The organism is Candidatus Symbiopectobacterium sp. 'North America', assembly GCF_015762685.1.
In the GTDB taxonomy this organism is placed as follows: domain Bacteria; phylum Pseudomonadota; class Gammaproteobacteria; order Enterobacterales; family Enterobacteriaceae; genus Symbiopectobacterium.
In genome coordinates this window covers 58,024-82,243 of the sequence record NZ_PEHF01000040.1, presented here as the reverse complement: position 1 = coordinate 82,243, position 24,220 = coordinate 58,024, and the positions used below count along the sequence as shown (strand labels likewise).

The window sequence follows — 24,220 nt, the reverse complement described above, 5'->3', positions numbered from 1 at the left end:
GACGTTGCATCAACGTGGGTAGCCTGCCCCCACTTATTTTCAATCCCCACACTGCGGTTACTCATTATTCATCTATCTTCATTAATGCGACACCGGGCTGAATGTCCCACATCAGCCATTTACTCTTTATTTTATCACCTGCACGCGCGCTGTGTTGCCAAGAAGCAAGAAATAGTCCGGTGATGTCATCGGTAACAGCACACGTATTAAAGCAACAACCCTGCATGAAAATCATCAATTGCGTTACCTGCATCAAACTTTGACACACTGCTCTGTGCTGCCCCGGAGGGATGGCTTGACGCTCTTTTCGATTTCACTAGAGTGTACAGGTGAATTGACGGGGTTTTAATCAATTCGCATTCATATCGACCAAATAACCTAACCTCTCGTTTCGATAACACTCTTGCGAAGGACGTAAATGCATGGAGATAGGTACTGTTAAATGGTTCAATAATGCCAAAGGCTTTGGATTTATCTGTCCCGAGGGTGGAGGCGAGGATATCGTTGCCCACTACTAGACTATTCAAATGGACGGTTATCGCACGCTGAAGGCAGGCCAGGCGGTCAGATTTGATGTTCATAAAGGTCCTAAAGGAAATCACGCCAGTTTGATCGTACCGCTGGTCGCCGAGGCCGTAGCCTAGCGATGATTTGAAACAGGTTCACCATTATCCACAGAAAAAAATGCTGGTTTTACAACCGGCATTTTTATTTTGGATCCTCTGAGCGCGAATCGGCTCAATCGGCTCGGCCACGCGCCAACCAGAGCACGCGTGAAAAAAGCGTGCGAATCAACACAGGAATGGCGTCATTACCGCGTTCGGCCGCAGCCATTGCCACCTCGATAGCCAGATCCGGTTTTGAGGCACGGTGAATCGCTTTCACAATCACTTTCGCGGCCGAGAGCGGCACATTTTCCGGCAGTTGTGCAACGCGGTGGAAAACGTCCTTATAGCCATTGCGATACATAAAATGTTCCATATCAGGAGCAGAAAGCATCGTGATGTGGTCACGATCGGTTTCCCCCTGTTGGGTGAGCAGGCTGCGCGCCGTGGCAGCATACTTTTTACCTGCGTCATCACCGTCCACCAGCACATGCCACTCAATGCCCATGCGGTGCGCAAATTTCAGCAACGGCCGCAGCCCTGATTGCGCGAATTCAATGACGCGTACCCCTTCTGCCTCAAAGTGATGCCCACATTGACGGCCGAGTTCGCTAAGCATCCACACTTCCGTTTCACCTTCCACCAGCAGCCAGCAGCGCGCAAACAGCGATGAAGGGCGATTAAAGCGGATATGAAAGGCAATACGGCGGCTGTCTTCAGGACTCATCCCTTGCTTCCCGATACGGTAAGTCGCCACCCGCGAGGACTCCCGCACCAGGCGGCACACCAGCTCCACAGGCACCAGCGACAGCAGATCGCCGGAATTGGTGGTGGTGACTTTTTGCAAGGGCAAGTGCATCAGCAACTCCCAGGCAACCGACAGCATGATCGGGTGTAATCGTGTTTCAGGATCTTCTACCAGCAACAGCGGACGCGACTCCGTATCCAGCGAAACCGCGCCTTTCGCCTGCAACAGCGTAGAAAACAGTTCGAGCAGGATGATTCGACGGCTACGACTATTGGGATCGCTCAGCATTCGGTTGATATTATCCAGAGAGCGCCAGGATTTTCCGTTGTGTGCACGCGCATGGCGGGGATGGCGCGGCGTAATGCCTTCATCTCCCTGCTCGGAAAAGTAATGCTCCAGCAGTTGCCGCATCGCCACAATCCCTTGACGCAGATCCTGATCGGTCAGTCGCTGCGGATTGCGAGTCAGTTCCTGCATCAGTTGATTGAGGTGCTGGGTCAGGTCGTCGCTGTTACTCTCCCGCACCGGCAACGGCACCACGTCAACCCGTTTGCGTCGGGTAAAACGCGCATCACGCAGCCGCAAAACCGGGTGCAAACGAATGAGTTCACGCGCCAGCGCATCAATGTTTTCCAGCAGCAGCGGCTGCCCGTCCGCGTCAAGGAAACTGCGCCAGGTGCACACCGCACCGCAGTCATCCACTTCACCTTCCAGACGGTAGAAAATGCGCTGTAATCTGCCCTCGCCCCTGACCCAAACCAGTGCCAGGCCACGGTAACGCGGCCCAAGGTGATGCCCGACGCCGCTTTCACAAAAGGTGAAAATAACCTGCAAGTGGTGTTCCCGGCTCGCTTCATCGCCGGGCGTAAAATGGAAATCCTGCAAAGAGAAATGGTACAACGGCAACGCTGGCGACAGCAGCAGGGACAGGGCATCCAACAGACTTGACTTGCCCCAGGCATTTTCCCCAATCAAGACCGTATTGTGCTCCAGTACCATTGACAAACGATTGATGCCGCGGAACCCAACAATCTCCACGCTTTCAAGGTACATGCACACCTCCTGATGTTCGGGCTGCACAACTGCACAGCACTGTTTTCATTGTATACCCTAACCAGCGTGCTTTACCCCGACTGCTGTGTCATCCAGCAGATGCCTTTTCTGTGATCCCTTACGGGTTCGAACTTGCGTCACCAGAAATGTTTATCTTCATTGCCTTACAGTACGCCAACACGTCATTCCCTGAACGCAGCAGCGTGACATAGGAACGAATGGTTTTATCAACCGCCTGCCTGTCAAGGTTGGCAGGCGGGTACGCACGCCAGAATTGGTGTAATTTGACCATCATTGCGGTCAGATAAATGCGTTGCGGAATCGCAAGCTCATCATAGAGTTGGTGCGCACAGGCATAAAAATCATTGAGCTGAGATAATTTGCAAATATTACTTGCCTGAAAAGTCACTTCTGCTTGCGCATCAAACGTGCGCAGCTCAATGCTGATATTATATTGGTATCGGTAGCACAGCGCTGGGCTCAATGACGGTTTATGGCTCATGGCCATCGTCGTCAGCTTTTTACAAAAAGCTTCCAGGATCTCCATGATGCTATCGTTAATTGTCATAGTCATTGGTTGGAAGGTAGGTTGCAATTTTTTGGATCATTTCAACCGGTAAGCTGTCTATATTGGCGATTTGGCGGGTCAATGCTGGAAATGTCGATAAACACGGCGATGCTGACACAGCAAGATCTTCATACCGCTTGCAAACGCAGTTCCCCTCGGCGCTAACATCTAGCATAGGCAACAGAGCTCCTGTACCACAGATTATTCAGAGGCAGGTACGCTACGTGAAAGTTGTGACAGCCCCTTTCATAAAGTAGGCGCGACGCTTTGCGGGTATGGTCTCCTCTGCGCAAACAGACTGAATTGAGACGTATTTTCATCCGCCAAGATGAAAATTGCGCTACATCAAACTTACCTAAAGTTGCATGTAAAAAGCCTTTTTTACTGAAGGGGAAGTCACTATTCTTTAAAAAAGCATTATAAATGCAACTTTAAAAAAGGATAACGTTATGTTTTGTGTGCAATGTGAGCAAACTATCCGTACCCCGGCTGGAAACGGTTGCGCCTATGCGCAAGGCATGTGCGATAAAACCGCTGAAACCTCCGATTTGCAAGACCTGCTGGTCGCCGTATTGCAGGGGTTATCGGCCTGGGCGCTAAAAGCCCGTTTTCTGGATATCATCGACCATACGGTCGATAACTTCGTTCCTCGCGCCTTCTTCGCCACGCTGACCAACGTCAACTTCGATTCGCAGAGAATTATCGGTTACGCACAAGACGCAATCCAACTGCGTCACGGACTGAAAACACGCTGCCGCCTGCTTGAGGCAGATGCCAGCGTTGATCACCCGCTGTCTGAACTGCAACTGGCGGGCAACGATATTCCAACACTGTTACAGCAGGCGAGCCAATTCGCACTGGATCATGATAAAGCCACGATCGGTGCCGACCTGCACGGTTTGCGTATGCTATGCCTGTACGGTCTGAAAGGGGCCGCCGCCTACATGGAGCATGCCCACGTGCTCGGCCAATACGATGACAATATCTATGCCGAGCTCCACGCCTTGATGGCCTGGCTGGGCACGCAGCCAAGCGACATGGATACGCTGCTGAATAACGCCATGGCGATTGGTAAAATGAACTTTAACGTGATGGCTATCCTCGATAAAGGTGAAACCGACGCCTACGGTCATTCCCATCCGACCCAGGTGAACGTGCGCCCGGTGGCTGGCAAGGCCATTCTGATTTCCGGTCACGATTTGAAAGACCTGCGGATGCTGTTGGAACAGACCGAAGGCACTGGCGTCAACATTTACACCCACGGTGAAATGTTACCGGCGCACGGCTATCCCGAGTTGAAGAAATTCTCGCATCTGGTGGGTAACTATGGCAGCGGATGGCAGAACCAGCAGGTTGAATTTGCTAAGTCCCCAGGCCCTATCGTGATGACATCCAACTGTATCATCGACCCGAATGTCGGAAACTACGGCGATCGTATCTGGACGCGCACGCAGCATTGTGAGTTGGCCGGGCGTAAACCATCTGCAAGTATATAATTTAAAACATATTATTGCTCAGGCGCAAGACCTGGCCGGTTTCCCGTACAGTGAAATCGAGCACAACATTACCGTCGGTTTCGGACGTGAGACCCTGCTCAGCGCGGCGGATACCGTGATCAATTTGGTGGCTAACGGTAAGTTGCGTCATGTGTTCCTGGTGGGGGGATGTGACGGTAGCAGCAGTGAACGCAGCTACTTCACCGATTTCACCCGTAGTGTTCCTGATGATTGCCTGATCATGACGCTGGCATGCGGCAAATATCGCTTTAACAAGCTGGATTTTGGCACGCTGGAAGGGTTACCGCGTCTGCTCGATGTCGGTCAGTGTAACGATGCCTACTCAGCCATCATTCTGGCCGTGAAACTGGCAGAAAAACTAGGCTGCGGCGTGAACGACCTACCATTGAGCCTGATACTCTCCTGGTTTGAGCAAAAAGCTATCGTCATTCTGCTCACGCTGCTGTCGCTGGGCGTCAAAAACATCAGAACCGGTCCTACCGCCCCCGGCTTCCTGACGGATAACCTGCTGGCCGTGCTGAACGAAAAATTCGGTATGCGTTCAATAACCACCGTAGAAGAAGACATCAACACTATTCTGTCCGCTTGAGAGCAATCGGACAACAAGCGGCGCGGCAACGCGTCGCTTGTGCTGTTTGGAGAGCACACATGACACAACCGACCTCCGCATGCCCGGACCGCATGCAAGTTCACTCCATTCGTCAGGAAACGCCTGACGTCTGGACGCTTTCGCTGATTAATCACGATTTCTACCCCTATCGTCCGGGGCAGTATGCACTGGTTTGCATTGCCAACGACTCCGACACCCTGCGCGCCTATACCCTCTCCTCAACCCCAGGATTAAGCCCGTTTATCACGCTGACGGTGCGGCGGGTAGAACAGAGGACGGGCTTAGGCTGGCTGACGCAGCAGGTCAAACCCGGTGACTATCTGTGGCTTTCCGATGCACAAGGCGAATTTACCTGTGTCGATAGGGGTCATGCCGAACAGGAACGTTATCTGATGATGGCCGCAGGCTGTGGCGTTACGCCCATCATGTCGATGAGTCGCTGGTTATTGGCGCACCATCCCAACGTTCACTTGCAGGTTATCTTTAATGTTCGTAACCCGCAGCAGGTGATTTTTGCCACAGAGTGGCAACGCCTTACAGAGCACTATCCATCACAGCTGACGCTGACGTTGGTCGCCGAATTTGACGCCGAAACGGGTTTTCTCGCCGGAAGGTTAACGCCTGAGTTACTGAAACAAGCGGTGCCGGATCTGGCACAGCGCATTGTGATGACCTGCGGCCCAGCCCCTTATTATGCAGCAAGTTTCCGCACTGGTCGCCGATGCTGGCGTCCCCGCCACACGTTTTTACAAAGAGCAGTTCCAGATTAGCGCTGAAGCACTGAAAGAGGACGGTGAGCAGTTGACGCTGATCATTCGCCAGCCGCTTATACGCTGCGTGTTCCGGTGGGGATCAGTCTGTTAGCGGCGCTGGAAAGCCATAAATACCGGTTAATGCCGCCTGCCGCGCAGGCGTATGCGGCAGTTGCAAAACCAAAGTGCTTTCCGGCGATTACACCACCAGTAGCACCATGACGCTGACAGCGGAAGAGATTGCACAAGGCTATGTGCTCGCGTGCAGTTGTCAACTGCACGGGGATACGGTACTGGCGTAACCTAAGGCGTTGCCACACCCTCAACCGTGGGTGTGGGCTCCTTATAGGCCAATGCGATAATTTTTTTGACGCAGGCATCGATAGAGTAGCGCAATACCACGTCATCGCAGGCGTGGCGGGCCGTCTGCCGGTAGGATTCAGGATGCATAAGGAAATCAGCAATAGCATTCTGCCAAGCCGCGACATCATCGCACGGCAACAATACGCCGTTTTCCTGATGACGGATAACATCCGGGATGCCTCCCACGTCGCTTGCCATCACCGGGACGCCAAAATACATCGCCTCAACCAATGCCATCCCGAATGATTCGTTACGTGAAGGCATCAACACCAGATCTGCATGCCGGTAGACGGCCGCTGCCGGGAACAGCTTACCCGCCATCATCACGTTATCTTGCAAACCATAGCGCGCAATCATTGCATTGATAACCTTACACTCAGGACCATCACCGACGATCAGGTAACGAAACCCATGACCTGACTGCTTGAGCGCCGCCAACGCGGCCAAGGCGGTATCGTGCCCTTTTTCACCGCGCAGCATACCAACCTGAACAATGACTGGCGACGTACTGGCCTCCAGCCAACATTGCACAGAGACAGGCAAGGCCCGCTCGCTCTGGGCATGCAAGGTAGCAAAGTCAAACCCAGGTGCGACCACCTCAATTTTCTCATCACGACAGCCACCCGCCACCATCGCTCGCTTCATGCCACTGCTGGGCACCACTACCTGATCCGCCAGATAATTGGTGCTAAACGGTTTAATCCTGCTGGTCAGATAGGTTTTTTGCCGCACGAGTGTTGGCTTGTTCCAGGTCAGCTTGGTTGCCAGTGCAGCAATATTTGCATCATGCCCGCTGTGACTGACGACAAATAAGGGATGATATTCATTAATAAGCTGTCTGAAACGCCATAGCGAGGGGAAATGATAACTATTTCTAAATGTAATCGGGTATATTGGAATATGTTTTTCGGCGGCAAGTGTAGCAACTTCACTTTCCGGGCGACATACCAATAACACCTCAAAGCCTAAATGTTGTAAGGCTTGTAATTGCATCATTGCTTGCAATTCCTGCCCGCCTACATGCTTAGAGGATTCCGTGTAGAGAATGCGTTTTCTCATAAATAAACCTAATAAAAACAATCAACACCTTACCCTCAAACGAGGATATGCACGGTGTGTATAACGTCTGGCGTAATTTTATGAGAGCGAAACTAAACGGAAGGTAAATAATTTTTATACAGGAGGGTATTTTCGGTAAATAAATACATAAAAGGCTCAGGAACATTATTCTGGGCATGTGGTCATTGTCGTGAAATAAACGATCAGGTATAACGCTGACCTTTATGTAAGGCAAATAATGAAGAAATAACCGGTGTGGTATACAGAAACAGTCGCCGTTTAAGCCAGGAGGTGTCTTCTAGCTCTTTGGTGCTGATTCGTCCCAAACGCCAGGTGAGTTGTCGCGGCATGTTCATCCTCCGCTCGGTGGTGTAGAGATAGTCAAACCCTTGCGCTTGAGCAATGGCAACGTAATCATGGTTATAAAAACCCATAGGCCAGCAAAAATGACGACTATACGACCCCAGTCGAGCAAGCAGCGTTTCACGGCACAGACGCAGATCGGTTTCCAATGCGCGGTGGCGCTCAGTAGGATCGGCGATTTGCCAGTCCCAGCGCTGATGGTTATGGGTATGCGCGTGAAACTCCACTAAACCACTGGCTTGCATCTCTTCAATTTCAGACCAGCGCATCATCACATCGTCGGCATGGCCAGTGGCGACTTTTTCCTCGCATTCTTTGTGGGAGAAAGCAATCTCCGCAAGTTCACGCACGGGTCCGTCACCAATCTGACTGGTAATCAAAAAAATATGCGCATGCAGCCCAAGACGTTTTAACACCGGAAACGCATAAACCCAATTGTCCAAATAACCGTCGTCAAAGGTGATCATCACACTTTTACGCGGCAAAGGCTCTCCACGGTAAAATCCTTCCAATTCAGCCACGGTCACGGTTTTCCACCCGGCACGCGCCAGCCAGGTCATCTGTTCAATAAAGGTGTCGGACGACAGCGTCACCAGCCCAGGTTTAGGGCCAACGTGGTGATACATCAGGATGGGAATTGCACTTGCATTCATTCTATTACGCTCTTTTCTGTATGCGCTTGTTGACAGGCACAACCTACCGTTGCCATGGGTGCGCTAACGTCATAACCAAAAACACAAAAACTATTAATTTTCCCACACAAAAATTCAACAATACATCACTACAAAGCATTCATAACCTGTATTTTTTGATGCTATCGACGCGTAACTGCAGCATGATAGTCGCCGCTACGGGCAGATTTGCTGTCTGTTATCCTTCGGTCCCGACAATTACAGCCACCCCGCCGCTTAACCGATATTTTGTGCTATTATTTATCCATTAGTCCGCTAATAAGCAAATTTTAACCCACGGCGATTGCATAAGTATCCTGCCGACGTTAACATTCGCGGCATCAATGTCTATTCAATTCTTGCGCATGAGTATTCAACTAAACAGCATTAACTGTTTCTATGGCGCGCATCAGGCGCTATTCGATGTCACCCTTGATTGTCCGGCTGGCGAAACGCTGGTGTTATTGGGCCCCAGTGGTGCGGGGAAAAGCTCGCTGCTGCACGTATTGAACCTGCTGGAAATGCCGCGTTCGGGCACGCTTGCCATCGCAGGCAACCAGTTTACGTTTGCGCAGCCGCCGAGTGACGGTGCCATTCGTGAACTGCGCCGCAATGTCGGCATGGTATTTCAGCAATACAACCTGTGGCCACACCTGACCGTCACGCAAAACCTGACCGAGGCACCTTGTCGGGTATTGGGGTTGAGCAAAGACGAGGCGCTGGCACGTGCAGACAAACTGTTAACACGTTTACGTCTGCGCGATTTTGCCGATCGTTTCCCGCTGCATTTGTCCGGTGGGCAACAGCAACGCGTGGCGATTGCCCGTGCACTGATGATGGAACCTCAGGTGCTGCTGTTTGATGAACCAACGGCCGCCCTCGATCCTGAAATCACGGCCCAGGTGGTCGGTATTATTCAGGAACTGGCACAGACCGGCATCACTCAGGTGATCGTCACTCACGAAGTGGATTTTGCACGTAAAACTGCCAGCCGTGTGGTGTACATGGAAAATGGTCGTATTGTCGAACAGGGTGATGCGGGCCACTTTACCGCGCCGCAAACCGCCGAGTTCGCCAGTTATCTTTCTCATTGATGAACAAGATGGAAATGACAATGAAAAAATTACTCGTTGCAGCACTCCTCGCCAGCGTTGCCGCCAGCGCCGCTGAAACCATCCGTTTCGCGACCGAAGCCTCTTACCCTCCGTTCGAATTCGTGGGCGATGATAACAAGATCCAAGGGTTTGACGTCGATCTTGCCAATGCGCTGTGCAAAGAGATGAACGCCACCTGTACGTTTAGCAATCAGGCCTTTGACAACTTGATCCCAGGGCTTAAATTCCATCGTTATGAAGCTGTTATGGCCGGGATGGATATTACGCCGGAACGTCAGCAACAGGTCACCTTTAGCCAACCTTACTACGACAACTCTGCGCTGTTTATCGCACAGAAAGGCAAAGTGGCCGATATCGGTGCCCTGAAAGGTAAACGCGTTGGCGTGCAAAACGGTACGACTCACCAGAAATACCTGCTGGACCAACACAAAGATGTAACCACAGTGCCCTATGACAGCTATCAGAATGCCATTCTGGATCTGAAAAGCGGCCGTCTGGACGCAGTATTCGGTGACACCGCCGTGGTGAATGAGTGGCTGAAACAGAACGACCAGTTGGCTACCGTAGACAGCAGCGTGACGGATAAAAACTACTTTGGTATCGGTTTGGGCATTGCGGTGCGTCAGGGTAACGATGCACTGGTCAAACGCTTCAATGACGCGCTGGACAAAGTCAAACAGGATGGCACTTATCAGTCCATCTACAACAAATGGTTTCAGCAGTAATCTCGCTCAATGATTGAATTTCATCCTCTTGCAAGCGCCGCCGGCATGACCGTCGGCCTTGCCGTTTGTGCACTGGTACTCGGTTTGATTCTGGCGATGCTGTTTGCTGTCTGGGAAATGGCGCGCTGGAAGCCCGTTGCCTGGTGTGGCACAGCGTTAGTGACGCTGCTACGCGGTCTGCCGGAAATTCTGGTGGTGCTGTTTATCTATTTTGGTTTATCACAGCTGCTGCTGATACTGGCCGATGGCTTTACGCTCAGTGTTGGTGGCACAGCGTATCCCATCAAGTTAAACATTGAGACGTTTGAAGTCAGCCCGTTTCTATGCGGTGTGATTGCATTGGCGCTGCTGTATGCTGCCTATGCGTCACAAACGCTACGCGGCGCGCTCAAAGCGGTCCCTCAAGGGCAGCGCGAATCAGGGCAAGCCCTGGGTTTGAGTAAAGCAGCCATATTCTTTCGTCTGATCATGCCGCAAATGTGGCGTCATGCCCTGCCCGGCCTCGGCAACCAATGGCTGGTATTGCTGAAAGATACCGGATTGGTGTCATTGATTAGCGTGAACGATCTGATGCTGCAAACCAAGAGCATCGCCACACGTACCCAAGAGCCCTTTACCTGGTATGTGATTGCGGCAGCGATTTATCTGGTAATCACCTTGTTAAGTCAATACGTCCTCAAACGTATCGAACTGCGTACTACGCGCTTTGAACGGAGGCCGTCCTGATGCTCGCCTACTTACCTGAATTGCTCAAAGGGTTGCACACCAGCCTCAGCCTTACGCTGGTGGCGCTGATTGCCGCACTGGTTATCTCTTTGGTGCTGACGGCAGTGCTTGCGTTAAAAACATCGGTGTTGTCCCTGCTATCCCGGGCGTACATCACCCTGTTTACCGGCACACCGCTGCTGGTGCAAATCTTCCTGATCTACTATGGCCCAGGCCAGTTTCCGGCAATCCAGCAGATCCCGTGGTTGTGGCACTTGCTCTCTCAGCCCTGGCTGTGCGCCATGATTGCGTTGGCATTAAACAGCGCGGCCTATACTACGCAACTGTTTTACGGCGCGGTGCGCGCCATACCTTCCGGGCAGTGGCAATCCTGCGCGGCACTGGGTATGTCGCCGGCACAAACATTGCGTATTTTGCTGCCCTATGCCTTCAAACGCGCCCTGTCGTCCTATTCAAACGAAGTGGTGTTGGTGTTTAAGAGTACCTCCCTGGCTTATACCATCACGCTGATGGAGGTGATGGGTTACAGCCAACTGATGTATGGCCGTACCTACGATGTCGCCGTGTTCGGTGCCGTAGGGATTATTTACCTGTGCGTCAATGGGTTGCTGACATTGCTGATGCGTCTTATCGAACGACGCGCACTGGCGTTTGAACACCGTAACTGATCTCTCTTGTACGACATAAAGCAGGCTTAGGCCTGCTTTTTTTGTCTGTTTTATCGCCATTTAAATGTATTTTTAATCATTTTATTTGCATATAAATTCATTTGATGGCAATGTGATTGCCGTTGAGCGGAAAGCATGCCGCAGGAAAAATTTTAAAAAATCGTTGGAGCACAACATGAAAAAATTCGTGGTCGCCACGTTACTGGCAGGTATGGCATTCGGCGCTAACGCCGCAGACACTATTCGTTTTGCCGCCTCCGCCACCTATCCGCCGTTTGAATCTCTCGATGCCAACAACAAGATCGTCGGCTTTGATATGGATTTGGAGAAAGCCCTGTGCAAACAGATGCAAGCTAACTGCACCTTCACCAACCAGGCTTTCGACAGCCTGATCCCGGCGCTGAAATTCCGTCGTTACGATGCCGTGATCTCCGGGATGGACATCACCCCAGAGCGCAGCAAACAAGTGGCGTTTACCCAGCCCTATTATGCCAACTCTGCCGTGGTTATCGCGCAGAAGGGGAAATTCAGTGATTTTGCCGCCATGAAAGGCAAGCGCATCGGGATGGAAAACGGCACCACGCACCAGAAGTACATGAATGACAAGCACCCGGAAGTGCAGACTGTGTCCTACGACAGCTATCAAAATGCGGTGCTGGATTTGAAAAACGGACGCATCGACGGCGTTTTCGGCGATACGGCGGTGGTCAATGAATGGATCAAGAACAACCCGGAATTGGAAACCGTTGGCGAACATGTGACTGACGCGGAATACTTCGGCACCGGTCTCGGTATCGCCGTTCGTCCTGATGACAAAGCACTGCTGGCAAAATTAAACGGCGCGCTGGAAGCCATCAAAGCAGACGGCACCTATAAAGCCATCAACGACAAATAGTTCCCGCAATAAGTCAGAGTCTGGTCAACAAGCGTCCTCGGGCGCTTTTTTTGTCTCTTTTTCCTGAGCCTTACCCACGCCGCAACCTCATAGTGCGTGGTATGCGGGAACATATCGAACAGTTGCACCTGGACAATCCGGTATCCCGGCAACAGAATGATATCACTCGCCATGGTCTGTGCATTACAGCTTGAGTAGAGGATATATGCTGGGGCCATCTGGCTCAGATACGCGCAGAGCTCGCTCCCTATGCCGCGTCGGGGGGGATTTACCAGCACCAGATCCGGCGCACTGGCATTGCCAGTGGCAAATTGGGTGGAGTCCAGCGCCTGAAATGTCACCTGCGTTAACCCAAGGAGTGTGGCAGAGCGCTGCGCGCAGGCTATAGCCTCGGCGCTGATTTCAATACCGGTCAGAAGCATGTCCGGCGTGGCAGAGTGCAATCCAAAACCACCGACTCCGCAAAACAGATCCCACATGCTGGTCACTGGCAACGCGGCAACCCAGTCACGCGCCGTGGCATAGAGTGTGGCGGCGACTTGCGGGTTAGTTTGAAAGAAACCGCGCGGTCGCAAGAAAAGCGGTACCTGATTGAACGCCTCTTCCAGCATCTGGTTTTCCGTCAGTGCAATCTCCTCTTCCCCTTCCAGAATCGCCTGATGAACAGGCTGGATATTGGCTGAGATCACCGCCAACTGAGGCAACTGCTGCTGTAACCAGGGAAGCGCCTGTTGTAGCTGCGCCAGCTTGGTTTTAGAGAGCAACACGAAGCGCAGCATAAACTCACCGCGCAGGCGACTCTCCGTCAGCAGCAGATATTTTAATTCACCGCGCCGCCGGGCCACCTGATAGGGCGTCAGCCCGGCGCGCGCAATAAACGTTTTGAGCACAGAAAACACCGGCGCGAACGATGCCGGATAAAGCGGACAGTCACACAAATCGACCGCGCTGCCATCCTGACGCAGAATACCGAACACCGGGCGTTCGACGCTGCCACTGACCACCATTTTGGCCTTGTTGCGAAAAGCCTGCTGTGGCGAGGAAACCACGGGCAACCAAGCCCCCACCGCCTGTTTGTCCAGCAACGCAACCAGCTGGTGCTGCTTGTCAGACAGCTGCTGTGTATAAGGTTTTTCCAGCCACTGGCAGGAGCGGCAACTGCCTTCGGTATATCGTGCACACTGCATAGAAGAAGATGAGTCAATAAAGTCGGGGCGGCATTATAGCACCGTCAGGCACGATGTCTTATAGTCGCGCGCCGATCGGCACGCTGACACAGCGCTACGCGGTATCGCGCTGAAAAAAAAGGCGGCTACGGTACGGGACAAAAAGCAAAAAAAGCACTAGCACATCAGGCAGACGCTGTGTGGCAAACTGGTGCAAGACGTCCCAGCGGGTCTCTCCACTAAAGTGAAAAATGTCAGGCAAAAAATCGCTAAAAGAGGCCAGCAGCATGTAGCCAGAGATCACCCCCTGACCAATGAGGTAGCCCCAACGCCCCCAGTTTTTCCCTGCCATCACCGCCACACCGCAGAGCACTTCAAAGCAGAAAATTACCAGCGCGGCCAATAACACCAGCGTTGAATCCCAGGACTCAGCGCTGCTACCAATCCAGCCACCAAAACTGCTTAATCCCAGATCCCACAGCAGCATCACAAGGCTCAGTACACAGGTGGCGATAATACCAATGCCCGCGACTGTCACAGCGACAGGGGCATAATTACCTTGTGCAACCAGTGTCTTTTTGCTTTGCAGCATCGTTAGTCAGTTTCCTTTACAGAGACAACAGCGCCACCGGAGAGGTGGCGCTGTGCAGTTTATATCCTTAGCACTTAGCTCAACCGTGTCTGGCTCGCTGCATATCACGAATGCGCTGCTTCTCCGCACGTGCCATAAACCACCAGGCAATCAAGCCAATCACACCTACCACCAATAATATCAACGATGCCAGCGCGTTAATTTGCGGATTAACGCCCATTCGCACACTGGAGAACACCAGCATCGGCAGCGTGGTGGCCCCCGGCCCGGAAACGAAACTGGCGATCACCAGATCGTCCAGCGACAACGTAAACGCCAACAGCCAGCCGGAAACCAGCGCCGGCGCAATCATCGGGACAGTGATGATGAAAAACACTTTGAGCGGCGCCGCCCCCAGATCCATTGCCGCTTCCTCAATGGAACGATCCAGTTCACGCAGTCGCGCACTGATGACCACGGTGACATAGGCGGTACAGAAGGTCACATGGGCCAGCCAGATGGTCAGCATACCGCGCTCCGAGGGCCAGCCGATAGCATGCCCCAAGGCAACAAACAGCAGCAGCAACGACAAGCCGGTAATCACATCAGGCATCACCAGCGGTGCCGTCAGCATAAACGCAAAGCCGTTGGAGCCGCGAAAGCTGCCAAAACGCACCATCACCACCGCAGCCAGCGTGCCGAGCACTACCGCCATAGTGGCGGAGGCGGCAGCAATAGTCAGGCTTAATGCCACGGCGGTCATCATGGCGCTGTCATGGAACAGTGCGCTGTACCATTGGGTCGACCACCCCGCCCACACCGTCACCAGTTTGGAACTGTTGAAAGAGTAAATCACCAGCATCAGCATCGGCGCATACAAAAAAGTAAAGCCGATAACCAGAATCAGGGTACGCCACGGGGAACGAACCACAGGTAAATTATTCATGCCTGATCTCCCGTACTTTTGTTCTGATGCTTGTGGAACCACATGATGGGCACAATCAGCAGCAACAGCATAATCGTCGCTACCGCAGACGCTACCGGCCAGTCGCGGTTGTTAAAGAATTCTTGCCACAGGATACGGCCAATCATGATGCTATCCGAGCCGCCTAACAGCTCAGGGATCACGTACTCCCCGACCGCCGGGATAAACACCAGCATGGAGCCGGCGATAATACCGCCTTTGGTCAGCGGTACAATCACGTGGAAAAAGGTTTTCAACGGACGCGCGCCCAAATCCAGTGAAGCTTCCACCAGAGAATAATCCAGGCGGGTCAATGCAGTATAAATCGGCAACACCATAAACGGCAGATAGGAGTAGACGATACCGATATACACTGCCAGATTGGTGTGCAGGATGATCATCGGCTTATCAATGACGCCCAGCCATAGCAGGAAGTTATTCAATATCCCGTTGTTCTTCAGTATCCCCATCCAGGCATATACGCGGATAAGAAATGAGGTCCAGGAAGGCAGGATAACCAACAACAGCAAAATGTTGCGCGTGGAAGGCTGGCTGTGTGCGACCGCCCACGCCAGCGGATAGCCAATGATCAGGCAGAGTACCGTCGACACCGCAGCGACTTTCAGCGACTGCAAATAGGCTTCGAAATAGAGCGGGTCATCAAGCAGATGAAGATAATTGCCCAGATTGAGGATGATATCGAGCTTATCATCCGCCCAGGAGAGCAAATCGGTATAGGGTGGCACCGCGCGCGCCATTTCTGCCAGACTGATTTTGAAAACAATCAAGAACGGTAGCATAAACAGCAGAATAAGCCAGATATACGGCAGCGCAATCACCAATTTGCGCCCGTATTTCAGGTGCCACTGCGTCAACAGCAGGCGCAAAGGACTGCGCGGCACATCCGGTGGTTCCGCCGCTTTGCCATCCGAAAAGTTATGTTCAGGAAACATGGTCATTATCTCGCCCTATCACACCGTCAACACCACACAGCTATCCGCTTCCCAACACAATCGCACTTCGTCACTCCAGGTGGGTGCGCCTTTGCGATAGCGGTAAGCATTTTGCAACTGGGCGCTGATGATCTGCCCACTGTTGAGACGCACGTGGTAAATTGACAGATCGCCCAGATAAGCAATATGCACCACTTCACCGACAGCAAAGTTACAGCCGTCTTGGGGCACCTCTTCACACAGCATGATTTTTTCTGGGCGCAATGCGACATGCACCGGTACGCCATCTACCACGGAAACATCGGTATTCACTTTCAGCGGATGAACCAGACCCGGACTCTGAATAATCAATGCATCGTCCTGACGCTCTTTCAGCAACCCTTCAAACATATTGACCGAGCCGATAAATTCAGCGCTGAAACGCGTGGTCGGGTGTTCGTAAATCTCTTCCGGCTCGCCGATTTGCACAAACTTGCCGCGATTCATGATGGCGATGCGCCCGGCCATGGTCATGGCCTCTTCCTGATCGTGGGTTACCATCACACAGGTCACGCCGACACGCTCAAGAATATCCACCACTTCCAGTTGCATACGGTCACGCAGCTTTTTGTCCAGTGCGCCCATCGGTTCATCCAGCAGCAGCAGTTTCGGGCGTTTCGCCAAACTGCGCGCCAGTGCCACGCGCTGACGCTGACCACCGGATAGCTGATGCGGTTTGCGTCCGGCAAACTCCTGCATATGTACCAGCGTCAGCATTTCTTCAACCCGGTCTTTAATGTCAGCGTGGGACAGTTTGTCCTGCTTCAAACCGAACGCGATATTCTTCTCAACCGTCATATGCGGGAACAAGGCATAGGACTGAAACATCATATTGATGGGGCGCTGATAGGGTGGCACCAGCGACAGATCCTGTCCATCCAGCACAATCTGCCCCTGAGTTGGGTGTTCAAAACCGGCCAACATGCGCAATAAGGTGGATTTACCGCAGCCTGAAGCCCCCAGCAGTGCGAAAATCTCACCTTTGTAGATAGTCAGACTCACATCATCCACCGCCGCCTGACCGTCAAAGGATTTGGTCAAATTGCGCACTTCCAACAGTGGCGTTACGGCCTTTTGCGTTTTAGGCTGGGGACGGGAAATTGCATCATTCACTTAGCATTGCTCTCCGGCAAAAGCAGAACAAACGAATAACCCATGGTGGAGAAGGATCTGCGACAGCCCCTCTCTCCATGCGTTACACCACAAACAGCACAAACAGGCGGGGATTAGCCGCCTGCGGATTATCACATAATCTCAACGTACAAAAACAGTTACTTGCCGCTTTTTACCTTGGTCCAGGCACGTGTACGCGCGCGGTCAATCTGCGGTGATTGCACTTTGAGTGTAAACAACTTGGCACGCACGTCATCCGGCGGGAAGATGCCCGGATCGTTACGCACCGCCTCATCAACCAGCGGAACGGAAGCTTTGTTACCGTTGGCGTAGAAGACGTAATTGCTGATATTCCCAATCACTTCCGGTTTCATCAGGTAGTTAAGGAACTGGTAAGCTTCTTCTTTGTTTTTGGCATCGACTGGCATCGCGAGCACGTCAAAGAATGCCAGAGCCCCTTGCTTCGGAATGCTGTAGCCGATGTTCACACCGTTCTTCGCTTCCTTGGCACGGTTAGCCGCCTGTTTCACGTCTCCGGCCCAACCGATAGCCACACAGATGTCGCCGTTAGCCAGATCGTTGATGTACTGCGAAGAGTGGAAATAACGGATGCTCGGGCGCAATTTCAGCAGCAAGTCAGTAGCGCCTTTGCTGTAATCATCGGCCTTGGTGCTGTTCGGATCTTTACCCTGATAATTCAGCACGGTGGCGAAAATCTCTTCTGGCGCATCCAGGAAAGCAACGCCACAGCTTTTCAGTTTTTCCAGATTTTCCGGCTTCAACACCAGATCCCAACTGTCGATTGGCACATCCGCACCCAGCGCTGCTTTGACTTTATCGATGTTAAAGCCGATGCCCGTGGTCGCCCATAGATAGGGAATCGCGTATTTGTTGTCAGGATCGTGCTGAGCAATCAGCTTCATCAGCTCAGGATCGAGGTTTTTGTAGTTAGGCAGCTTGCTTTTATCCAGCGGCTGGAAAACACCGGCAGCAAGCTGGCGCTCAAGAAAGCTGGCAGAAGGCACGACCAGATCAAAACCGGTGCTGCCCGCCATCAGTTTACCTTCCAACACTTCGTTGGAGTCAAAGACGTCATAAACGACTTTGATGCCAGTTTCTTTCTGGAAATTGCTCAGGGTGTCCGGCGCAATGTAATCTGACCAGTTATACACATGCAGCGTTTTTTCTTCCGCAGATGCGGTGACGGACGCGGCCATCATCAAGCAGGCAACAACACCCGAGAGCCATGTTTTACGTTGGGTGAACATCCGTTCCTTCCTCCATACCAGGGGTGAATCATGGAATAAAATCCGTATCAGGACGATACCGGACACATACCTGAATTTATCGCTCCGACGGGCGGGGATGTTGAATGGCTATGCACTAAAAATAATCATAGTACACACAGACATAAATGCATTGTCATCGCCTGACGGTCACAGAAAGTTAGCATAACCGCCTCGTGTTCGCGGTGCTATATGTGCAACGTAAAAAACGGCTTTTATCGATTAATTATGCAGGAGTTGGCGCGGTGAACGGGAAGCCTTTACTCTGGGCGGTGGAATATATCGAAAAAAAGATTTTTTTCAGAATAAACCAAAGACAACGGGAAAATAAGAAAAAATGATTGCTGCCCGCAGGCAGCAACAGAATCAATGCAGACTGTGTGACAGAGTGCGCGCAGGAGAGGTCTCTTCTTCTTCACCAAGAAACAGCATATTGTTAGCACAGGCTTCCAGAATAACCATGGAGATCTGCTCTTCTGACTGCTGCATAAAGTGGCGGAACTGCTCAATGACCACGCCTGCCGCCACGTCGAGCGTCTGACAGACGATAAGCTTTGGCAGATTATCATCTTGCACATCAAGAAAGGCTTTCACCGTCAAGGAGCTGGCATTGATTTGGCTCAGGTTGCCCGCCAGCGAAATCAAGGCGCTGGGCTTCACCTCGGCCAGCGCAGAAAATAAAACAACGCCGTCCATCAGATCGACCTTGGCATCGAAAATGCCATCGAAATTCTGCATATGGGGCAAATGCAACGCCTGACAGGAGTCACATTCAAAATAGAGAATATTGAGTTGATCCAACCACCGCCGCAGCAGATTCAGATCCGGAACGATGAGTGAATCCATCATAATTTGCCTCATTTGCGCCTGTAACGTAAAAACCTTACTAGCTTACGTAAAATTTACACACGATACCAATAGAAAAGCGGGATTGCCTATCTTGCTGGCGATACGCCGTTGCGTGCGTGCTGCTCAATGAACGCAATTATCATGTCGGCGATATCCAGTTGGGTGGTGCGCTCTATCCCTTCCAGACCGGGAGAAGCATTTACCTCCATCACCAGCGGTCCACGCGTGGCTCGCAAAATATCCACGCCCGCCACGCTCAACCCCAGCGTTTGCGTCGCTTTCACCGCAATGGCACGCTCACGTTCCGAGATAATGACCGGGCGCGCGGTGCCGCCACGGTGCAAATTGGAACGGAAATCTCCTTCTTTGGCCTGACGTTCGATGGCCGCGACCACTTTATCGCCAATCACCAGACAGCGGATGTCCTACCCTGCGCCTCGCGTACATACTCCTGAACCAGAATGTGCGCATTCAGGCCGCGAAACGCATCAATCACGCTTTCGGCCGCCTGACGCGTTTCCGCCAACACCACGCCTATCCCCTGAGTGCCTTCCACCAGTTTAACCACCAGCGGTGCACCGTCTACCATATCGATCAGATCGCTGGTATCGTCCGGTGAATGCGCAAAACCGGTGATCGGCAGATCGATACCCTCGCGCGCCAGCAGTTGCAGCGAATGCAACTTGTCCCGTGCGCGGGTGATTGAGAGCGCATTGTTCAACGCAAAGCTTCCCAGCATTTCAAACTGGCGCAACACTGCGGTGCCGTAAAAGGTAATTTGCGAGCCGATGCGAGGAATTACCGCATCGTATTTTACCAACTGGCGGCCGCGATAATGCACCGTGGGTGCAGCAGAGTTGATGTTCATGTAGCACGAGAACGGATCAATAATATCGACAACGTGCTTGCGTGCTTCTGCGGCCTCACGCAGCCGCTTGCAGGAGTACAGACTGCCGTCCCGTGATAAAATGGCGATCTTCATCAGTTCCTCACCCACATTTTAGCTGATTGCCCAGCCTTGCTGATGCAAGTAGTCCAAAATAAAGAGCCTCAGCTCTTTTTGCAGTGTGCGCTGCACGTGCTCACTCCAGGTGTCGCGACGACGATTACTGCCACGCTGCTGGTAGTAATCCCCCAATTGCTGGCCATACTGTGCCAACGCCGCTTTATCTAACGGTTGATAGCCATTCTCATGCACCACCAGCGAGGCAGGCAGGCGCGGTTTGAGGTCGGGCGTCGCAGCGGGGTAGCCCAGGCAGAGGCCAAACAGCGGCAAGACTTGCTGTGGCAACGCCAACAGCGAGGTGACATCGGCAATGTGATTGCGAATACCGCCGATGAATACCCCGCCCAGCCCCAGCGATTCTGCCGCGACCAGTGCGTTCTGGCCCATCAGTGCCGTATCTACGCATCCCAGCAGCAATTGCTCCGCCATCCCGGTTTGCGCCTGCGAAAAAATGTCCAGGTGGCGATGGAAATCGGCACAAAACACCCAAAACTCGGCGGTGTCGGCCACATGCTGCTGATCGCCACAATAATGGGCCAACGTTTGGCGCAGAGTGGGATCGGTAATGCGAATAATGGAGCTGCATTGTAAAAAACTCGAACTGGACGCGCTCTGGGCAGCAGCAATAATGGCGTCGCGCGCATCTGGCGCAATAGACTGTGTGCTAAAAGCACGAATGAATCGATGGTTTAGCAGCAGATCGATAGTTGGCGTCACGCTTCGTGTCCTTATGATGGTGTGTCCTGAAGATCGCGGGGTCGGCTTAGTGAACCGGATAGCCAGGCGCTTAACAGGCAGTATAAGCCAGCCGTCGCGACTGACCAATGCCGCTCAGCGTATGTTATGCGGTTTGATAGCCATCACATATTAATGTAACAGGGATTTACTGCTTTTTTTTCAGCGCAGATGGGGGGCATAGTACCCCTACAGAAAGACGAGGATAATATCGTTTACCGCCTTTTGTTTTGATAAGGAGTTAACATGTTTGCTGTTATTTTTGGCCGCCCTGGCTGCCCTTACTGTGTTCGCGCCAAAGCGCTGGCAGAAAAACTGACCAAACAACGTGACGACTTCAGTTTCCGCTACGTTGATATTCACGCAGAAGGGATCACCAAAGACGACCTGTCTAAAACCGTGGGTAAGCCGGTTGAGACGGTTCCGCAGATCTTTTTGGACGAAAAACACATCGGCGGTTGCACCGATTTCGAAGCCTATGCCAAAGCGAACCTGTTTCAATAAAACGGCAACGCATCGACAACATCCTGACCAAAGGCGCACCCTGCGCCTTTGGTGTTTTTATCTTCAGCGAAAATACCGCTGGCACGAGACGTAGACGAACAAAAACCCCAACGCGCCCATCAAACTTCAGAACACGGCGCTCATCACATAGGCCAATCGCGTTCATCGGCGTGCGCCAAAAATGCAGGATAATCAGGCACAGCGGCATGGCCATCAGTGCGCCGAGAAAGGGGTAACGCAAACGCCCGCGTGCCGATAAACCGCTGGCTACAATGCCGGGCAGCAAAAACAACAGCATTCCAGGCTCTCCCCGGAATCCCGTTTCCGTTACCGTTACCGAAAAGACATCCATTTTTTGACTCAAAAACACCACGGTAAACAACAAAAAACAGCAGGTTGCACCCACCCACCCCTTATTGCTTCCCATATTCGCCTCTCTTTGCCCCACGCCGACGTCGCAAGACGAGGTCGAGTGAGGTGTATTTAATCGGAACAACATCGGAATATTCCTGATATAACAACAAGCAAGGCGGCATCACTTTTTATAAAATAAAGGCTGGCTGTAACACAAACACCCAACTAAAATGGCAGCACTCTTGCTACGCTTCAGGCAATTTATTTTCAGGAAACGGATGGCACCTGTGCCGAATCACGCGCTTTCCCTGCCGGATTATTCACGCCCTGTTCCGCCATTGCCCTACAGTGAGTATTCTGAGTGAATGGCAATAAATTTAGCCCTTACCTTCATTAATATCAATAACTTAATAGTAAACAACACGTTACAGGCCATGAATATAAACGTCGCTGAGTTGTTAAACGGGAATTACATACTGCTGTTATTTGTGGTGCTCTCATTGGGGCTGTGCCTGGGGAAAATACGGCTAGGCAGCGTTCAACTGGGTAATTCCATTGGTGTTTTAGTGGTGTCGTTATTATTAGGGCAGCAACATTTTGCCATAAATACCGATGCGCTGAATCTTGGTTTTATGCTGTTTATTTTTTGCGTCGGTATCGAAGCGGGCCCTAATTTTTTCTCCATTTTTTTTCGTGACGGTAAAAACTATTTCGCCCTGGCCTTAGTGTTGGTCAGCTCAGCGCTGATGCTGGCACTGCTGTTGGGCAAGCTCTTCGGCTGGGATATTGGTCTGACGGCAGGCATGCTGGCGGGGGCAATGACGTCAACGCCCGTGCTGGTCGGGGCGGGAGATGCGCTGCGCAATGCTAACAGTGTCGACCCACAGTTCAGCATCGAGTTGGATCACCTGAGCCTTGGCTATGCGCTTACCTATCTGATCGGGCTGGTCAGCCTGATTTTTGGCGCGCGCTATCTGCCGAAACTGCAACATCAGGATCTGCCGACCAGCGCGCAACAAATCGCGCGTGAACGCGGTCTCGATCCTGACAGCCAACGTAAAGTATATCTCCCCATTATCCGTGCTTATCGCGTCGGACCGGAACTGGTTGCCTGGGCTGACGGAAAAAATCTGCGCGAGCTGGGCATTTACCGGCAAACCGGCTGCTCCATTGAGCGTCTGCGCCGTAACGGCATTCTCGCCACGCCCGATGGGGATGCCACCTTGCAACTGGGTGATGAAATTGCACTGGTGGGCTACCCGGATGCCCATGCTCGCCTCAATTCCAATTTCCGTGACGGCAAGGAAGTGTTCGATCGCGACCTGCTCGATATGCGCATCGTCACCGAAGAGATCGTGGTCAAAAACAACAACGGCGTCGGCAAACGCCTCAGCCAGCTAAAACTGACCGACCACGGCTGCTTTTTAAACCGCATCGTACGCAACCAGATCGAAATGCCCATTGATGACGGCGTGGTACTGAACAAAGGGGATGTGCTACAGGTGAGCGGCGATGCCCGACGGGTGAAAAGCATCGCCGATCGCATCGGGTTTATTTCCATCCACAGTCAGGTTACCGATCTGCTCGCGTTCTGCGCCTTCTTTATCATCGGCATCATGGTCGGGCTTATCACCTTCCAGTTCCGTAACTTCAATTTTGCCATTGGCAGTGCAGCCGGGTTGCTGTTTGCAGGGATCATGCTGGGCTTCCTACGCGCCAACCACCCGACCTTTGGCTATATCCCGCAGGGTGCGCTGAATATGGTAAAAGAGTTTGGTTTGATGGTGTTTATGGCGGGCGTTGGCCTGAGCGCTGGCAGCACCATCGGCACCAGTTTTGGCTCGGTGGGGATACAAATGTTGTTTGCCGGGCTGGCGATCAGCCTGATTCCGGTGGTTATCTGTTTCCTGTTTGGTGCCTATGTGCTGCGCATGAATCGGGCGCTGCTGTTTGGCGCCATTATGGGCGCGCGTACCTGTGCGCCCGCCATGGATATCATCAGTGATACCGCACGCAGTAATATCCCGGCGCTCGGCTATGCGGGCACTTATGCCATCGCCAACGTGTTGCTGACATTAGCCGGTTCGCTGATTGTCATTATTTGGCCTGAACTGCCGTTTTAAGCGGGTTGAAAAAATTGTCACTCTTCTTTAAATAAAACCGAACTTTTTCGCGTGCAGAGCGTCTGAATAAGTGCCGCTGCTTTTCTTTGAAATCCCCTTATTGAGGAGCCCGTCGTTCC

Annotated in this window: 20 protein-coding genes and 5 pseudogenes; 10 read left to right on the top strand and 15 right to left on the bottom strand. The window is 52.3% G+C overall.

The window, feature by feature from the left end; genetic code table 11:
* Window positions 1–64 precede the first annotated feature (64 nt).
* A complete protein-coding gene (locus CS369_RS22595; protein WP_210769486.1) occupies window positions 65–256 on the bottom strand; it encodes a hypothetical protein in 192 nt (63 codons plus the stop codon).
* Window positions 257–422: 166 nt separating this feature from the next.
* On the opposite strand from CS369_RS22595, the pseudogene cspD reads away from it, so the two are divergent.
* Window positions 423–644, top strand: a pseudogene (gene cspD, locus CS369_RS09195) (cold shock-like protein CspD).
* A gap of 94 nt (window positions 645–738) precedes the next feature.
* Here cspD and CS369_RS09190 read toward each other — a convergent pair.
* Together CS369_RS09190 and CS369_RS09185 are read right to left on the bottom strand one after the other, a co-directional pair.
* Window positions 739–2,406 (bottom strand): ATP-dependent endonuclease, encoded by a 1,668-nt coding sequence (locus tag CS369_RS09190; protein ID WP_196906841.1) that lies wholly within the window; start codon window positions 2,404–2,406, stop codon window positions 739–741.
* A 118-nt stretch (window positions 2,407–2,524) separates the two neighbouring features.
* On the bottom strand, window positions 2,525–2,974 hold the full coding sequence (locus CS369_RS09185; RefSeq protein WP_196906840.1) for a hypothetical protein: 450 nt from the start codon (window positions 2,972–2,974) through the stop codon (window positions 2,525–2,527).
* Window positions 2,975–3,423: 449 nt separating this feature from the next.
* Between CS369_RS09185 and hcp the strand changes: the two are divergent.
* Together hcp and hcr are read left to right on the top strand one after the other, a co-directional pair.
* Window positions 3,424–5,080, top strand: a pseudogene (gene hcp, locus CS369_RS09180) (hydroxylamine reductase).
* Window positions 5,081–5,139: 59 nt separating this feature from the next.
* A pseudogene (gene hcr / locus CS369_RS09175) lies at window positions 5,140–6,155 on the top strand (NADH oxidoreductase).
* A gap of 1 nt (window position 6,156) precedes the next feature.
* On the opposite strand, the gene CS369_RS09170 reads toward hcr, so the two are convergent.
* Together CS369_RS09170 and CS369_RS09165 are read right to left on the bottom strand one after the other, a co-directional pair.
* Window positions 6,157–7,275, bottom strand: a complete 1,119-nt coding sequence (locus CS369_RS09170; RefSeq protein WP_196906839.1) for a glycosyltransferase family 4 protein — start codon at window positions 7,273–7,275, stop codon at window positions 6,157–6,159.
* Between the two features lie 203 nt (window positions 7,276–7,478).
* Window positions 7,479–8,291, bottom strand: coding sequence for a polysaccharide deacetylase family protein (locus tag CS369_RS09165; protein ID WP_196906838.1), 813 nt, complete (start codon window positions 8,289–8,291; stop codon window positions 7,479–7,481).
* A gap of 383 nt (window positions 8,292–8,674) precedes the next feature.
* On the opposite strand from CS369_RS09165, the gene artP reads away from it, so the two are divergent.
* The 5 genes from artP to artJ (CS369_RS09140) all read left to right on the top strand — a co-directional run bounded on the left by artP (window position 8,675) and on the right by artJ (CS369_RS09140) (window position 12,438).
* Window positions 8,675–9,403 (top strand): arginine ABC transporter ATP-binding protein ArtP, encoded by a 729-nt coding sequence (gene artP / locus CS369_RS09160; protein WP_196906872.1) that lies wholly within the window; start codon window positions 8,675–8,677, stop codon window positions 9,401–9,403.
* A 20-nt stretch (window positions 9,404–9,423) separates the two neighbouring features.
* Entirely contained in the window at window positions 9,424–10,149 is a 726-nt protein-coding gene (artJ, locus tag CS369_RS09155) for an arginine ABC transporter substrate-binding protein (protein WP_196906837.1), read from the top strand.
* 9 nt (window positions 10,150–10,158) lie between these two features.
* Window positions 10,159–10,875 carry an arginine ABC transporter permease ArtQ gene (gene artQ / locus CS369_RS09150; RefSeq protein WP_196906836.1) on the top strand — a complete coding sequence of 239 codons (717 nt, stop codon included), beginning with the start codon at window positions 10,159–10,161 and terminating at the stop codon, window positions 10,873–10,875.
* Window positions 10,875–11,543 carry an arginine ABC transporter permease ArtM gene (gene artM / locus CS369_RS09145; protein WP_196906835.1) on the top strand — a complete coding sequence of 223 codons (669 nt, stop codon included), beginning with the start codon at window positions 10,875–10,877 and terminating at the stop codon, window positions 11,541–11,543. Before artQ ends, artM begins: the two co-directional genes overlap by 1 nt.
* A 175-nt stretch (window positions 11,544–11,718) precedes the next feature.
* Window positions 11,719–12,438, top strand: coding sequence for an arginine ABC transporter substrate-binding protein (gene artJ, locus CS369_RS09140; RefSeq protein ID WP_196906834.1), 720 nt, complete (start codon window positions 11,719–11,721; stop codon window positions 12,436–12,438).
* On the opposite strand, the gene rlmC is transcribed toward artJ (CS369_RS09140), so the two are convergent.
* The 9 genes and pseudogenes from rlmC to nfsA all read right to left on the bottom strand — a co-directional run bounded on the left by rlmC (window position 12,414) and on the right by nfsA (window position 21,102).
* Complete coding sequence (gene rlmC / locus CS369_RS09135; RefSeq protein ID WP_196906833.1) at window positions 12,414–13,625, bottom strand: 23S rRNA (uracil(747)-C(5))-methyltransferase RlmC; 1,212 nt, start codon at window positions 13,623–13,625, stop codon at window positions 12,414–12,416. The genes artJ (CS369_RS09140) and rlmC overlap by 25 nt on opposite strands.
* A gap of 94 nt (window positions 13,626–13,719) precedes the next feature.
* Window positions 13,720–14,196, bottom strand: a complete 477-nt coding sequence (locus CS369_RS09130) for a YbjO family protein (protein WP_196906832.1) — start codon at window positions 14,194–14,196, stop codon at window positions 13,720–13,722.
* Window positions 14,197–14,275: 79 nt separating this feature from the next.
* Window positions 14,276–15,121 carry a putrescine ABC transporter permease PotI gene (potI, locus tag CS369_RS09125; RefSeq protein ID WP_196906831.1) on the bottom strand — a complete coding sequence of 282 codons (846 nt, stop codon included), beginning with the start codon at window positions 15,119–15,121 and terminating at the stop codon, window positions 14,276–14,278.
* Window positions 15,118–16,098: a putrescine ABC transporter permease PotH gene (gene potH / locus CS369_RS09120; RefSeq protein ID WP_196906830.1), complete on the bottom strand. Its 981-nt coding sequence runs from the start codon at window positions 16,096–16,098 to the stop codon at window positions 15,118–15,120. The genes potI and potH overlap by 4 nt, the downstream gene beginning before the upstream one ends.
* A 12-nt stretch (window positions 16,099–16,110) precedes the next feature.
* Window positions 16,111–17,244 carry a putrescine ABC transporter ATP-binding subunit PotG gene (gene potG, locus CS369_RS09115; protein WP_196906829.1) on the bottom strand — a complete coding sequence of 378 codons (1,134 nt, stop codon included), beginning with the start codon at window positions 17,242–17,244 and terminating at the stop codon, window positions 16,111–16,113.
* Window positions 17,245–17,402: 158 nt separating this feature from the next.
* The gene (gene potF / locus CS369_RS09110; protein ID WP_196906828.1) at window positions 17,403–18,512 is read right to left on the bottom strand and encodes a spermidine/putrescine ABC transporter substrate-binding protein PotF; all 1,110 of its coding nucleotides are present in this window, start codon (window positions 18,510–18,512) and stop codon (window positions 17,403–17,405) included.
* A gap of 384 nt (window positions 18,513–18,896) precedes the next feature.
* Window positions 18,897–19,376, bottom strand: a complete 480-nt coding sequence (locus CS369_RS09105) for a YbjN domain-containing protein (protein ID WP_196906871.1) — start codon at window positions 19,374–19,376, stop codon at window positions 18,897–18,899.
* Between the two features lie 89 nt (window positions 19,377–19,465).
* Window positions 19,466–20,361 (bottom strand): annotated as a pseudogene (rimK, locus tag CS369_RS09100) (30S ribosomal protein S6--L-glutamate ligase).
* Window positions 20,362–20,379: 18 nt separating this feature from the next.
* A complete protein-coding gene (gene nfsA, locus CS369_RS09095; RefSeq protein ID WP_196906827.1) occupies window positions 20,380–21,102 on the bottom strand; it encodes an oxygen-insensitive NADPH nitroreductase in 723 nt (240 codons plus the stop codon).
* A 264-nt stretch (window positions 21,103–21,366) separates the two neighbouring features.
* Here nfsA and CS369_RS09090 point away from each other — a divergent pair, with 264 nt between their 5' ends.
* Window positions 21,367–21,624 carry a GrxA family glutaredoxin gene (locus CS369_RS09090; RefSeq protein ID WP_196906826.1) on the top strand — a complete coding sequence of 86 codons (258 nt, stop codon included), beginning with the start codon at window positions 21,367–21,369 and terminating at the stop codon, window positions 21,622–21,624.
* Between the two features lie 63 nt (window positions 21,625–21,687).
* Here CS369_RS09090 and CS369_RS09085 read toward each other — a convergent pair.
* Window positions 21,688–22,051 (bottom strand): annotated as a pseudogene (locus tag CS369_RS09085) (inner membrane protein YbjM).
* A gap of 361 nt (window positions 22,052–22,412) precedes the next feature.
* Here CS369_RS09085 and CS369_RS09080 point away from each other — a divergent pair.
* Window positions 22,413–24,101, top strand: a complete 1,689-nt coding sequence (locus tag CS369_RS09080; RefSeq protein ID WP_196906825.1) for an aspartate:alanine antiporter — start codon at window positions 22,413–22,415, stop codon at window positions 24,099–24,101.
* Window positions 24,102–24,220 lie beyond the last annotated feature (119 nt).

Coding starts and splice junctions, on each gene's coding strand:
- potI (WP_196906831.1), bottom strand. CDS start 15,121: ATGAATAATTTACCTGTGGTTCGTTCCCCGTGGCGTACCCTGATTCTG.
- CS369_RS09080 (WP_196906825.1), top strand. CDS start 22,413: ATGAATATAAACGTCGCTGAGTTGTTAAACGGGAATTACATACTGCTG.
- CS369_RS09130 (WP_196906832.1), bottom strand. CDS start 14,196: ATGCTGCAAAGCAAAAAGACACTGGTTGCACAAGGTAATTATGCCCCT.
- artJ (WP_196906837.1), top strand. CDS start 9,424: ATGAAAAAATTACTCGTTGCAGCACTCCTCGCCAGCGTTGCCGCCAGC.
- artJ (WP_196906834.1), top strand. CDS start 11,719: ATGAAAAAATTCGTGGTCGCCACGTTACTGGCAGGTATGGCATTCGGC.
- artQ (WP_196906836.1), top strand. CDS start 10,159: ATGATTGAATTTCATCCTCTTGCAAGCGCCGCCGGCATGACCGTCGGC.
- CS369_RS09170 (WP_196906839.1), bottom strand. CDS start 7,275: ATGAGAAAACGCATTCTCTACACGGAATCCTCTAAGCATGTAGGCGGG.
- potH (WP_196906830.1), bottom strand. CDS start 16,098: ATGACCATGTTTCCTGAACATAACTTTTCGGATGGCAAAGCGGCGGAA.
- potF (WP_196906828.1), bottom strand. CDS start 18,512: ATGTTCACCCAACGTAAAACATGGCTCTCGGGTGTTGTTGCCTGCTTG.
- CS369_RS09090 (WP_196906826.1), top strand. CDS start 21,367: ATGTTTGCTGTTATTTTTGGCCGCCCTGGCTGCCCTTACTGTGTTCGC.
- CS369_RS09105 (WP_196906871.1), bottom strand. CDS start 19,376: ATGGATTCACTCATCGTTCCGGATCTGAATCTGCTGCGGCGGTGGTTG.
- CS369_RS09190 (WP_196906841.1), bottom strand. CDS start 2,406: ATGTACCTTGAAAGCGTGGAGATTGTTGGGTTCCGCGGCATCAATCGT.
- artP (WP_196906872.1), top strand. CDS start 8,675: ATGAGTATTCAACTAAACAGCATTAACTGTTTCTATGGCGCGCATCAG.
- rlmC (WP_196906833.1), bottom strand. CDS start 13,625: ATGCAGTGTGCACGATATACCGAAGGCAGTTGCCGCTCCTGCCAGTGG.
- CS369_RS09185 (WP_196906840.1), bottom strand. CDS start 2,974: ATGACAATTAACGATAGCATCATGGAGATCCTGGAAGCTTTTTGTAAA.
- CS369_RS09165 (WP_196906838.1), bottom strand. CDS start 8,291: ATGAATGCAAGTGCAATTCCCATCCTGATGTATCACCACGTTGGCCCT.
- artM (WP_196906835.1), top strand. CDS start 10,875: ATGCTCGCCTACTTACCTGAATTGCTCAAAGGGTTGCACACCAGCCTC.